We start from the raw sequence: 12,552 nt of genomic DNA, 5'->3' as shown, positions 1-12,552 counted from the left end.
ATGCGGCATGAAGCAGCCAGAAAACATTCTGGAGGTAGCCGCTTTAAAACCCGATTATTTAGGTTTTATCTTTTATGAAAAATCTTCCAGAAATTTTTCAGGAGAAATTCCGGAAATAGATCCAGCGATCAATAAAACGGGCGTTTTTGTAGATGCCGGGATCAAATTTATTTTAGAAAAGCTTAGAAAATATAATTTTGAAGCCATTCAGCTTCACGGAAAAGAATCAGCTGATTATTGCAAAAAATTAAGAGCAGCATTGGATCAGAATAATTCAGTAGAGATTATAAAAGTGTTTTCCGTAAAGGAAAGCTTCAATTTTGAGGAGCTTAAACCTTACGAAGGTATTGTAGATTTCTTCCTTTTCGATACCCAAGGAAAAAACAAAGGAGGGAACGGAATCACTTTCAATTGGGAGCTTTTAAAAAAATATCCCTCTTCTACTCCATTCTTTCTAAGTGGAGGAATTGGTTTAAATGAAGTTTTAAAAATAGAAGAATTCAATGCACATCTCGAAAAGTTGGGGAAATCACATTTGTTTAACGGACTGGATGTGAACAGTAAATTTGAAATAGAAGCAGGTTTAAAAGACCCTCAAAAATTAAAGTTGTTTAATTTGTATATCCGTTTCTCGTCTTATAGTTGTTTTGTCACCCTGAATTTATTTCAGGGTCTCTATTTACTGTATTGATGCTTAGTATTATGAGATTCTGAAACAAGTTCAGAATGACGTTATTTATCATTATAGGATACTTTACGGATATTCAATTATTTAAAGACAAATTAAAATTAGGCTTGGGCTAATTATAAAATAGAAAATATGACATATCAGGCAGACGAAAAAGGCTATTACGGGGAATTTGGAGGAGCTTATATCCCGGAAATGCTGTATCCCAATGTTGAAGAATTAAGGCAGCAATATATACAGATCATGCAGTCAGCATCTTTTCAGAAGGAATTTAAGGACCTTTTAAAAGATTATGTAGGAAGACCCACTCCGTTATATTTTGCTTCCAGATTAAGTGAGAAATACAACACCAAGATCTACTTGAAACGTGAAGATCTTTGTCATACCGGTGCTCATAAGGTGAACAATACAATAGGCCAAATTTTAATGGCAAAACGTTTGGGCAAGAACAGGATTATTGCCGAAACTGGTGCGGGACAGCACGGGGTTGCCACTGCTACAGTATGTGCCCTGATGGGAATTGAATGCATCGTTTACATGGGTGAAATAGATATTGACCGTCAAGCTCCAAATGTTGCCCGTATGAAAATGCTGGGTGCTACTGTAATTCCAGCAAAATCTGGAAGTAGAACTCTAAAGGATGCCACGAACGAAGCTATACGGGATTGGATAAATAATCCGGTAGACACGCATTATATTATTGGTTCTGTAGTAGGACCTCATCCTTATCCAGATATGGTGGCGCGATTTCAAAGTGTGATCTCCGAGGAAATTAAAGTGCAATTGAAGGAAAAAGAACGAAGGGAAGCGCCAGATTATGTGGTAGCTTGTGTAGGCGGAGGGAGTAACGCCGCAGGAATTTATTATCATTATTTGGATAATCCAGAAGTGGGAATTATTGCCGTGGAAGCTGCCGGAAAAGGTGTTCTATCTGGTGAAAGTGCTGCGACTTCTGCATTGGGAAAAGAAGGCATTATCCACGGAAGCAAAACCTTATTAATGCAAACTCCAGATGGACAGATCACAGAACCTTATTCAATTTCTGCGGGCTTGGATTACCCTGGAATTGGGCCGATGCATGCCAATCTATTCAGATCTGGAAGAGCAGAATTTATTTCTGTAACAGATGCAGATGCAATGAAAGCTGGGCAGAAGTTGGCAAAGCTAGAAGGGATTATCCCGGCAATCGAAACTTCTCACGCGCTTGCTATTTTTGAAGATCGAAAATTCAAGAAAGATGATATTGTGGTTGTAAATCTTTCGGGACGTGGCGATAAGGATCTTAGCACTTATATAGAATACTTTAATTTATAATATAGAGGTCAGTTGTTATCCTCATATAAAAAAAATATGTGAAGGAGGAATGTCAGGTTGAGCGGAGTCGAAACCTCCCTTTTAAGCTAAAAAGTTCTCGACTGCGCTCGAACGGACAAAACAAATTATTTTAATTGTTTAAAATTATTAAAATAAATGATAATGATCGCATTAAGCTATTTACTAAACTCTACTATAATTACACCTATGTAAATTCTGTAACTATGATCATTGGGACACTTAAAAAATTATTTTCTTAGACCCTGAAATAAATTCAGGGTGACGTGATTACTAAATGATAAACAAAAAGGAAACTTTATAAAAGAATTAAAAAAACAGTGATGAATAGAATTCAATCGAAATTACAAGAAGGTAAAAAGCTTCTTTCCATCTATTTTACAGCGGGCTATCCTCAAATTAACGATACCGTATCTATTATTCAAGACCTTGAAAAGAATGGAGTAGATATGATAGAGATCGGCTTGCCATTTAGCGATCCCCTCGCAGATGGCCCTACCATTCAGGCAAGCAGCACTCAGGCATTAAGAAATGGAATGACCACAGAAAAGTTATTTCATCAACTTAAGAACATCCGAAAAACAGTGAATATCCCATTGATCATTATGGGATATTTTAATCCGATACTTCAATATGGAGTGGAGGAATTCTGCAAAAAATGTGAGGAGATTGGGATCGATGGGTTGATAATTCCGGATCTCCCGGTGGATGTATATTCAGAAAAATATCAGGCTATTTTCGAAAAACACAACCTCATCAATGTATTTCTAATTACGCCCCAAACTTCAGAAGAGCGCATTCGTTTTATAGATTCGGTATCCCACGGGTTTATTTATATGGTAAGTAGCGCTAGTGTAACCGGGGCAACTTCTGGTTTCGGAAATCAAACTAAGGATTATTTTAAACGAATAGATAACATGCAACTTAAGAATCCACAAATAGTTGGTTTTGGGATAAGCGACAAGAAAAGTTTTAAAGAAGCTACAGAATATTCCAATGGAGCTATTATTGGAAGTGCTTTTATAAAACACCTAACTAAAAATGGAATTGAGCAAATCCCAGAATTCATTAAAACGATTAAATAGCTTTTGTATATCCGTTTTTTGCCCTATAGTTGTTTTGTCACCCTGAATTCATTTCAGGGTCTCTATTTACTGTATTGATTATTAGTGCTATGAGATTCTGAAACAAGTTCAGAATGACGTTATTTATCATTTTATGATACTTTACGGATATACAAAATAGCTTTAACCATACTCTAACACGCTATTAATACTTTTTATGATTCTTTAGTGCTATCTTTAAATGAATTTAAAAATAAAGTATCATGGAAAAGAAGTTTGAAAGAAAAACCGAACAAACGAATCCTACCAATCCTACTGGTGATAGAAATCAAAAAACCAATAGAGTGGACATCGATGAAAAGACAATTAAGAAACAACAAAACAAAAAGTAATTATGGGGAGAGGAGATAGGAAAACAAAACGCGGAAAAATAGCTTTAGGAACAAGAGGAAGATTAAGGCCTAAAAGAGGAAAGTTTAAAACCAAACCTTCTGCAATTTCAGATCATGATAAGAAAGAGCTGAAATAACCCCGTTTAAAACTTCTTTAAAAATACCCTTTATATTGAAGAATCCTGAAATCGATAGTATTGAATTCAGGATTCTTCGTTTTGGTATTTTTATAGAGCTCCATACTCCCAATGGCTCTATTTGCAGAGCCTGAAGGCGCAGTTAGAGACACCGTTTTAATCAATCTTCCATCCAAAACAAATTGATGCACCCTAGGAACTTCATTGGAAATTACTTTCAACGTAATATCTTCCTCCAAACTTTTTAAATGTCTTCTGAAAAAATATTCAGGACCATTTTTACTGTTTCCTCCGGTAAAAAGTAAGGTATCAATTTTTACATTTGTCCTTAATATCCCAATTAGATCCCGAAGTTCCACTTTTTGCATTCCCAGGTCCGATGCATCTATTTTACTTCTTCTACTGCTTTCCACCACATCACAAATTCCAATTCCGCGTTTCGCTAAAAATTCCTTTCGCTGAATTATTGCTGCTTCGTTATTTTCATACTTCAAGTTTAGATCGAACAATTTATCCAAAACCGGCCAAAGCAAGCCATCTCTACTCCCGTAGCAGAAATTCACGTCGTCTGGTTTTAGTTCCCCGGAAGTAAACCTAGGAGGTGGCAACGTACCAACAATTAATTTAGTTGCATTCTTAGGAATAAATGGTTCGTATGGATGGGTGTGATGAAACATAGTTTATGTATCCGCTTTCGTATAAGAATTATAAATAAATGTCACATCAAGCGGAGTCGAGATGCTTTTTAACCCTTCTACTTCGCTCAGGGAGACAAAACAACTAAACTTATAAAGTTTCTCAATCATCTGCATAAGGTGGATATTTATAATATTCTTAATTTACTTCATTACTACAATTAAATCGTCTGAAAACACCATTTGCCCTTCCGTAAGCACCACTTTATCTACTTCGCCATCGGAATGAGCTGTAATTGTTGTTTCCATCTTCATGGCTTCGATTATAAATAAAGGCTCGTTCTTTTTCACTTTTTGACCCGACTTCACCAATACAGATGCCAAGGAACCTTGCAATGGCGCACCAATTTCAAGATCGTTCCCCTTCTCTTTTTTCTGATGTACAACCTTTTCAACCTTGATGGATTTATCCTGAACTTCGACCGCCCTGGTTTGACCGTTTACTTTGAAGAAAATTGTTGCCATTCCCTCATCGTTAGCTTCACCCACCGAAACAAGCTCTATCAACAAGGTTTTTCCTTTATCCAACTCCACAATGATCTCCTCTCCTATTTCCAGTCCATAGAAAAAATTCTTGGTTGGAATAGATATTACGTTGCCATGATCTTTATGATGATTGTAAGCATCCGTAAAAACTTTTGGATAAAGTTTATAAGATAAGAAATCGGACATGTTCAATTCCCGCCCCATGCCATCTTTGAAAGCTTCTTTAAATTCCATCAACTCCTTATCGAAGTCTATTGGTTCCAAATGTGCATTTGGTCTTTCAGTAAAGGGTTTTTTATCTTTTAATACCAACTTTTGGATCTTTTCTGGAAATCCTCCTACAGGCTGTCCTAAGCTCCCTTCAAAAAAGCTCCTTACAGATTCCGGAAATGAGATGTTTTCTCCTTGTTCCAATACATCATCTATAGAAAAGTTATTGCTCACTAAATATTGTGCCATATCCCCCACCACCTTGGAACTCGGTGTAACTTTTACTATATCTCCAAATAGGTCATTTACCTCTGCATACATCTTTGTAATCTCATGGAACCTGTTGCTAAGCCCCAAAGATTCTGCCTGCGGTTTTAAATTGGAATACTGCCCTCCGGGAATTTCATGTTTGTATACGGCAGCAGATCCAGCTTTCAGACCACTTTCGAATGGATAATAATAACTACGCACTGCTTCCCAATAGTTGGAGTATTCGTTCAATTTATCCATATCAAAATCGTTTGCACGACTTTCAAACTTCATCATTTCCACAATCGAATTGAAGTTGGGTTGCGAGGTCAATCCCGAAAGCCCTCCCAACGCAACATCTACAACATCCACCCCTGCTTCAATAGCTTTTAAATACGTAGCCGATTGGATCGAAGATGTATCATGTGTATGTAAATGTATAGGAATGTTTATCCTGGATTTTAATGCTGAAATCAATTCCTCGGCAGCATATGGCTTTAGAAGTCCGGCCATATCCTTAATTCCTAATATATGTGCTCCGGCATCTTCCATTTGCTTTGCCAATTGGATGTAATATTCCAAGGTGTATTTTGTCCTATTGGGATCTAGAATATCTCCTGTATAACAAATAGAGGCCTCTGCAAGTCCGCCTGTATTTTCCCGTACATATTTTATACAAGGCTCTATGGACTTCATCCAGTTTAAGGAATCAAATATCCTAAAAACATCCACCCCTTGCTCCCAAGATTCTGTTACAAATTTCTCGATAAGATTATCCGGGTATGCGGTATAGCCTACTCCATTGGAACCTCTCAACAACATTTGCAGCAACACATTTGGCATTGCCTTTCTCAATAATTGCAATCGTTCCCAAGGATTCTCTTTTAAAAACCGAAGACAAACATCGAAAGTAGCACCTCCCCAAACTTCCATAGAAAAAATATTGGGATGGTTTTTAGCGAAGCCTTCAGCAACCTTCATCATATCATAGGTCCGCATCCTGGTGGCCAATAAACTTTGATGTGCATCGCGCATCGTGGTATCTGTATATTGAACTTTACCTTGATGCCTTAGCCAACGAGAAAATTTCTCCGGGCCCATTTCTGTAAGAAGATCTTTGGTTCCTTTTGGGTAGTCCGCAAACTCATCGAATTTAGGAACGTGTGGAATAAGAAATTTCGCAGATGGATTTTTGATTTTCACATCTGGATTCCCATTTAAAGTGATATCCCCTAGAAAACTAACAATTTTATTCGCCCTGTTTCTGGATTCCTTAATTTTGAATAGATCGGGGTTCCTATTTATAAAATTAACAGTAACATTTCCTTGTCTAAAGGTTTCATGAGCCAAGATATTATCCAGAAAGCTCATGTTGGTTTTCACACCTCTTACCCTGAATTCTGCCAGGGTCCGTCTCATCTTTCTACATGCTCCATCCAAGGTCCTGCTACTCGCAGAAACTTTTACCAGCATAGAATCGAAAAATGGCGAAATTGTTACCCCTTGGTAAATACTCCCTGCATCCAAACGAATCCCAAAACCAGAAGCACTTCTATAGGTAGTGATCGTGCCATAATCGGGTTTAAAGTCATTTTCGGGGTCTTCAGTTGTAATTCTGCATTGCAGCGCAAAACCATTGGTTTTTAGCTTCTCCTGACTTTCAATTTTTATTTGGGTATCGGACAATTTGTAATTACCAGCAATGAAAATTTGAGCTTTTACCAGGTCTATTCCCGTGATTACCTCGGTAACTGTGTGCTCTACCTGAATTCTCGGATTTACCTCTATAAAATAGATCTCCTCGTCTTCTACCAAGAATTCTACCGTTCCAATATTATTATAATTCACCGCTTTACATATATCTAGCGCATACTTATAAAGCTTGTTCTTTGTTTCATCCTTTAATCCTAAAGACGGTGCAAATTCGATCACTTTTTGATAGCGCCTTTGCACAGAGCAATCCCGTTCATAAAGATGCACCATATTCCCGTGATTATCGGCTACGATCTGAATTTCTATATGTTTTGGATTCTCAACGAATTTTTCTAAAAAAACAGTGTCATCTCCAAAGGCACTTCCGGCTTCCCTTTTAGATTCTGGAAACGCTTTTTTTAATTGTTCTTCATCCCTAATCACCCGCATTCCTCGTCCTCCACCTCCAGAGGCAGCTTTTAACATTAACGGATACCCAATTATCTTTGCTTCTTCTATAGCTATCTCTATAGAGTCTAAATCTTGTGAATTACTTTTTATAATAGGAACATTATTAGCAACAGCAACTTCTTTGGCCATTACTTTATCTCCTAAAGATCTTAAGACACTTACTTTAGGACCAATAAAAATGATTCCATTCTCCTCACATTGTTTTGCGAATTCTGCATTTTCTGAAAGAAACCCATAACCTGGATGGATGGCATCTACCTCGTTCTTTTTAGCAACTTGGATGATTGCCTTGATGTTTAAATAAGGTTTCAAGGGATCGTTGTCTTCCCCAATCTGATAAGATTCATCGGCTTTATAGCGGTGTAGGGAATACCTATCCTCAAAAGTGTAGATCCCGACCGTTTTTAATCCGATTTCGGTACATGCCCGAAAAATCCTGATGGCAATTTCCCCTCTATTTGCGACTAAAACCTTTTTGATCTTCATATGTTGATGTCTTTGAAAATTAAAATTCTATGGCTCGAAAGTTATTAAATAAAACAGGTACGCGGCAAGTAGGGAGCCTGATTAAAACAAAGAATTAACAAAAAAAGCCATAATTTGACAGCTTTTTAAGTATCTGAAAAAATAAGGCCTAATAATTATTGGATCCTGAAAATATCACCTTGTAAATACCAATTCCGTATCGTGTGAAGGTTCCTTTTCGCTGAATTTATAACCCTCATAATCAAAACCTTTTAAATCTTCCATGGTATTTGCTTCTGTATCTACAATATAGCGTACCATAGCTCCGCGTGCTTTTTTAGCAAAGAAACTCACGATCTTAAGTTTCCCTTTACTAAAGTCTTTAAAAACGGGGGTGATCACTTTTCCTTTTAATTTCTTTTCGTTCACCGCTTTGTAATACTCGTTACTGGCAAGGTTGATGAAAAGTTCCTCTATTTCCATCTCCTTGTTCAATGAATCTGTGATCTTTTTTTGCCAAACCTCATAAAGATTCTTTTTTGAATAAAGACCAAGGCTGGTTCCCATTTCCAACCTATAAGGCTGAATGAGGTCCAAAGGTTTTAAAACGCCATAAAGCCCAGAGAGAATCCTTAACCTATCTTGAATGAAATCCAGTTTTTCTACCGGTAAGGAATAGGCATCCAATCCCGTATATACATCCCCATTAAAGGCATATATCGCGGGCCTGGAATTCTGGGAAGTATGTTCTTCCTGAAAATCTTTATAGCGGGTATAATTAAGATCGGCTAATTTGTCGCTAATATCCATTAATTTGGAGATTTCCTTTTTGGATGCTCTGGACATTTTCCTGTTTATCTTAATAGCAGTTTCTAAAAATTGTGGTTGTGTACCACGAGTTGTGGGCAATTTAGATTCGAAATCCAAGCTTTTAGCGGGGGAAAGGACAATTTTCATGATTTATTTTTTAGAGGTTGGTAGATAATTTTGTACGATTCTTATTATTGGTTTTCAAAAAGTTAGAACATCTCGTTTTGTCTGTTCGAGCGCAGTCGAAAACTTTTCAGCTTAAAAGGGAGGTTTCGACTCCGCTCAACCTGACATCCCTAAAATCACCCTCCAAAAATAACATTATATCAAGAAGATTTAAACCGAAGTTTTATTTTCTTCTTGATATAAGTATCAAAAGTTTTTATTTGCGTGAGGGATTGAGGCGTTGTTGGAGCTCTCCCGATTTTTATCGGGAAGCGACCGCCAAAAGCCCGACCCCAATTTTTATTGGGGGCACGCCCTAAGAATCCATATAATCCTTCTGGTTTGAAGAATATTTACGCCATTTTTCGATACATGCCTGCATATCTTGTGGTACTTCGGAATCGAAACTCATCCACTCCCTGGTCTCGGGATGCATGAATCCGAGTGTTTTTGCATGCAAGGCCTGGCGCGGAAGCACCTTAAAGCAATTGTCCACGAACTGCTTGTATTTGGTAAAAGTGGTGCCTTTTAAGATTTTATCGCCTCCATAGCGCTCATCGTTGAACAAAGTGTGCCCAATATGTTTCATATGAACCCTAATTTGGTGCGTTCTCCCGGTTTCCAACTTACAGGAAACCAGCGTTACATAGCCTAAACGTTCCAAAACTTTGAAATGGGTAACGGCAGGTTTTCCTTGCTCCTCGGCATCATCCATATATACGGTGTTTTGTAATCTGTTCTTTGGGTGTCTCCCAATATTTCCTTCTATGGTGCCTTCATCTTCTTCCACATTTCCCCAAACCAAAGCCACGTACTCGCGAGAACTTGTTTTTTTAAAGAACTGCTTGGAAAGATGTGCCATCGCTGTTTCTGTCTTGGCAATCACCAACAATCCGCTGGTGTCCTTGTCTATCCTATGCACCAATCCTGGGCGCTCGCTGCTATTATTCGGCAAATTATCGATATGAAAAATAAGCGCGTTTATGAGCGTGCCACTATAATTTCCATGACCTGGATGCACCACCATTCCTGCCGGTTTGTTGATCACCATTAGGGAATCATCCTCATAAACGATGTTTAACGGAATATCCTCTGGGGTAAGCAAGAACTCATAAGGCGGATGTTCGAACATTACCTGCACCACATCCCCTGGTTTTACCTTGTAATTGGATTTTACCGTTGCATTGTTTACATAGATATTGCCATCTTTTGCCGCTTTTTGGATCTTACTTCTGGTGGCGTTCTCTATATAGTTCATAAGGTATTTATCTACCCTAAGTGGCTGTTGCCCTTTATCTGCCGTAAATTTATGGTGTTCGAAAAGATTGTCGTCTTGGGTGTCTTCCAGTTCTGGACCTATTGATTTAGAATTCGTCATTGTTTTCATTTTCATTATCGCCTTCATCACCATCTATGCTATCATTTTCTTCCAAATCGCCGGTATATCTTCCTGAGCCATCCCCTAGCACCAAATCTATTTTGGCGGTTTTCATAAGTTCATCCCCTGCTTCTACCAGTTTTCCTTTATGCCTCAATTCCAAAACCGCATCTTTGGCGATGTCTGGTTTATAGGTTACAGAACCTATTTCGAAACCTAGCGATCGTAAAGTAGGTTCTACCTGTCTTCTTGTTCTTCTTATAAGATCTGGAACCATTACTTTTCCATAACCGGAAGGATTTAATGTGATATAAATCTTTCTATTTTCTTTTACAAATTTTCCTGGTTGCGGAACTTGATCTATCACAGAGTATTTTGGATAATCGGGATTAAAATTTGCCGAATCCAATATTTCATATCGAAGATCCAATTCCTCCAAGGTAATCTCTACCCTGCCCAACGACAGTTTTGCAAGATCTGGAACTTTTATGCGTTCATCCTGATTGGTAGAATATTCCAACCATTGCATCGTTAAGAACGCTAGCACCACAAGGGCCACAATTGCCAAACCTATTTGGATTAAAAAGGTTTTGCTGAAGATAAATCTAAGTAGGCTCATAAATTATTTATAAAAGGCAAAGATATAAAAACGCCGGGGTTTTGGTCGCACCCAGTATTAATCATATTTTTGTTAACCTCAAATCAAGAGCCTCGGGGCAAGCCCATGAGGTATGAATTGAAAAATATTTTTAAAAATTCGAGGTAAACCTCGAAGAATTAAGCCCTCAATGAGGGATTAAAGCTAATTATTAAATATGAAGAAAAGAATTGCCATCGCCATGGGAGGTTATTCCAGTGAATACAGGATCTCCATTAATAGTGGGAATGTGGTTTATAAAAATCTGGACCGTTCTCTTTATGAGCCATATCGGGTACATATCATGCAAAACGAATGGTTTGTGGTGGCAGATGATGACACCCCTTACCCGATAAACAAGAACGATTTTACAGTAAAGATCAAGGATAAAAAAATTCAGTTCGATTGTGTTTTCAATACTATTCATGGAACTCCCGGTGAAAACGGACTTTTACAGGCATATTTAGATCTTGTTGGCATTCCTCAAACTTCCTGCGGATCTTATCAAGCGGCGCTTACCTTTAACAAACGCGATCTTATAAGTGTTTTAAAGCCCTACGGAATTAAAACTGCTGTGAACTATTTTCTTGATAAAGGCGATGAAGTTGAAGTTGATGAAATAGTCAAGAAAGTAGGCTTGCCTTGTTTCGTAAAAGCGAACAAAGCTGGAAGCAGTTTTGGAATTACCAAGGTGAAAGTTGCGGAAGACCTGGAGCAAGCCGTAAAAATAGCCTTAAAGGAGGATGATGAAGTTATCATTGAATCTTTTTTGGATGGTACCGAAGTATCTGTTGGCGTGATCCTGTATAAAGGAAAGATTTTGGCATTGCCTGTAACCGAAATTGTTTCTGAAAATGAATTTTTCGATTATGAAGCCAAATACCTAGGAAAGTCTGAAGAGATCACTCCTGCAAGAATTTCCAAAGAACAAACTAAAAAAGTACAGGATATTTCTAAATTGATCTATTCGAAATTAAAAATGAAAGGATTTACGCGATCAGAATTTATATTTCATAACAATGAGCCACATTTTATTGAGATGAATACTACCCCAGGACTTAGCGAAGCCAGTATTTTACCTCAACAAGCCGAAAAAGCAGGGATTGGTTTGCCCCAACTTTTTGGAAGCGCGATAGAAGCCGCTTTGAATCTTAAATAATTCTGAACTTGCACTAATTAGCTATATTTGTTGGACATTAGAAACACAACTTCATGAAAAGAGCAGTTTTTCCAGGGTCTTTTGATCCCATTACTTTGGGCCATGTGGATATAATAGAACGTGCGTTACTTCTTTTTGATGAAATTATTCTTGCAATTGGCATTAATGCCGATAAAAAATACATGTTCTCCTTAGAAGATCGGGTTCGGTTTTTAGAAGAAACCTTTAAAAATGAAACCAAGGTTAAAGTAATGACCTACAAAGGACTTACGGTAGATTTCTGTAAAAAGGAACATGCGGCATTTATTTTAAGAGGACTCCGAAATGCCATAGATCTTGAATTTGAAAAGACCATAGGACAAACCAATTATAAAATGTCTGGAATAGAAAGCGTTTTCTTGATCTCTTCTTCCGGAAAAGGACATATTTCTTCCAGTGTAGTTCGAGATGTGAGAAAAAATGGTGGCGACTTTTCTTTTATGGTGCCAGAGGTGGTTAAGTAGTTTTTTTTTAAAAGAGATC

Annotated in this window: 12 protein-coding genes; 7 read left to right on the top strand and 5 right to left on the bottom strand. The window is 37.7% G+C overall.

Translation table 11 applies throughout. From position 1 onward, the window contains the following. Positions 1-7: 7 nt before the first annotated feature. The 5 genes from JM83_RS11910 (at position 8) to JM83_RS11895 (ending at position 3,613) form a co-directional block, all read left to right on the top strand. Positions 8-691 (top strand): phosphoribosylanthranilate isomerase, encoded by a 684-nt coding sequence (locus JM83_RS11910; protein WP_144962381.1) that lies wholly within the window; start codon positions 8-10, stop codon positions 689-691. 129 nt (positions 692-820) lie between these two features. Then, positions 821-2,002: a tryptophan synthase subunit beta gene (gene trpB / locus JM83_RS11905; protein WP_144962380.1), complete on the top strand. Its 1,182-nt coding sequence runs from the start codon at positions 821-823 to the stop codon at positions 2,000-2,002. A gap of 341 nt (positions 2,003-2,343) precedes the next feature. After that, positions 2,344-3,105 (top strand): tryptophan synthase subunit alpha, encoded by a 762-nt coding sequence (gene trpA, locus JM83_RS11900; protein WP_144962379.1) that lies wholly within the window; start codon positions 2,344-2,346, stop codon positions 3,103-3,105. A gap of 242 nt (positions 3,106-3,347) precedes the next feature. Further along, complete coding sequence (locus JM83_RS19475; protein WP_261376453.1) at positions 3,348-3,476, top strand: hypothetical protein; 129 nt, start codon at positions 3,348-3,350, stop codon at positions 3,474-3,476. A 2-nt stretch (positions 3,477-3,478) separates the two neighbouring features. Then, positions 3,479-3,613 (top strand): 30S ribosomal protein THX, encoded by a 135-nt coding sequence (locus JM83_RS11895; RefSeq protein WP_144962378.1) that lies wholly within the window; start codon positions 3,479-3,481, stop codon positions 3,611-3,613. Between the two features lie 17 nt (positions 3,614-3,630). Here JM83_RS11895 and JM83_RS11890 read toward each other — a convergent pair whose 3' ends face one another. The 5 genes from JM83_RS11890 to JM83_RS11870 form a co-directional block, all read right to left on the bottom strand. Next, a complete protein-coding gene (locus JM83_RS11890; RefSeq protein WP_144962377.1) occupies positions 3,631-4,290 on the bottom strand; it encodes a uracil-DNA glycosylase family protein in 660 nt (219 codons plus the stop codon). 162 nt (positions 4,291-4,452) lie between these two features. Then, positions 4,453-7,902, bottom strand: coding sequence for a pyruvate carboxylase (locus JM83_RS11885; RefSeq protein WP_144962376.1), 3,450 nt, complete (start codon positions 7,900-7,902; stop codon positions 4,453-4,455). A 174-nt stretch (positions 7,903-8,076) separates the two neighbouring features. After that, positions 8,077-8,838, bottom strand: coding sequence for a peroxide stress protein YaaA (gene yaaA, locus JM83_RS11880; protein WP_144962375.1), 762 nt, complete (start codon positions 8,836-8,838; stop codon positions 8,077-8,079). 334 nt (positions 8,839-9,172) lie between these two features. After that, positions 9,173-10,234, bottom strand: a complete 1,062-nt coding sequence (locus JM83_RS11875; RefSeq protein ID WP_144962374.1) for an RluA family pseudouridine synthase — start codon at positions 10,232-10,234, stop codon at positions 9,173-9,175. Then, entirely contained in the window at positions 10,221-10,853 is a 633-nt protein-coding gene (locus JM83_RS11870; protein WP_144962373.1) for a PASTA domain-containing protein, read from the bottom strand. Before JM83_RS11870 ends, JM83_RS11875 begins: the two co-directional genes overlap by 14 nt. Positions 10,854-11,049: 196 nt before the next feature. On the opposite strand from JM83_RS11870, the gene JM83_RS11865 reads away from it, so the two are divergent. Both JM83_RS11865 and coaD read left to right on the top strand, forming a co-directional pair. Beyond that, positions 11,050-12,030 carry a D-alanine--D-alanine ligase gene (locus JM83_RS11865; protein ID WP_144962371.1) on the top strand — a complete coding sequence of 327 codons (981 nt, stop codon included), beginning with the start codon at positions 11,050-11,052 and terminating at the stop codon, positions 12,028-12,030. A gap of 53 nt (positions 12,031-12,083) precedes the next feature. Continuing rightward, positions 12,084-12,533 carry a pantetheine-phosphate adenylyltransferase gene (coaD, locus tag JM83_RS11860; protein ID WP_144962369.1) on the top strand — a complete coding sequence of 150 codons (450 nt, stop codon included), beginning with the start codon at positions 12,084-12,086 and terminating at the stop codon, positions 12,531-12,533. Positions 12,534-12,552: the final 19 nt, after the last annotated feature.

Origin of the sequence: Gillisia sp. Hel_I_86, assembly GCF_007827275.1 — a bacterium.
Taxonomy (GTDB): Bacteria; Bacteroidota; Bacteroidia; order Flavobacteriales; family Flavobacteriaceae; genus Gillisia.
The sequence above is the reverse complement of the archived record's forward strand: the minus strand, read 5'-3'. Positions and strand labels throughout refer to the sequence as shown.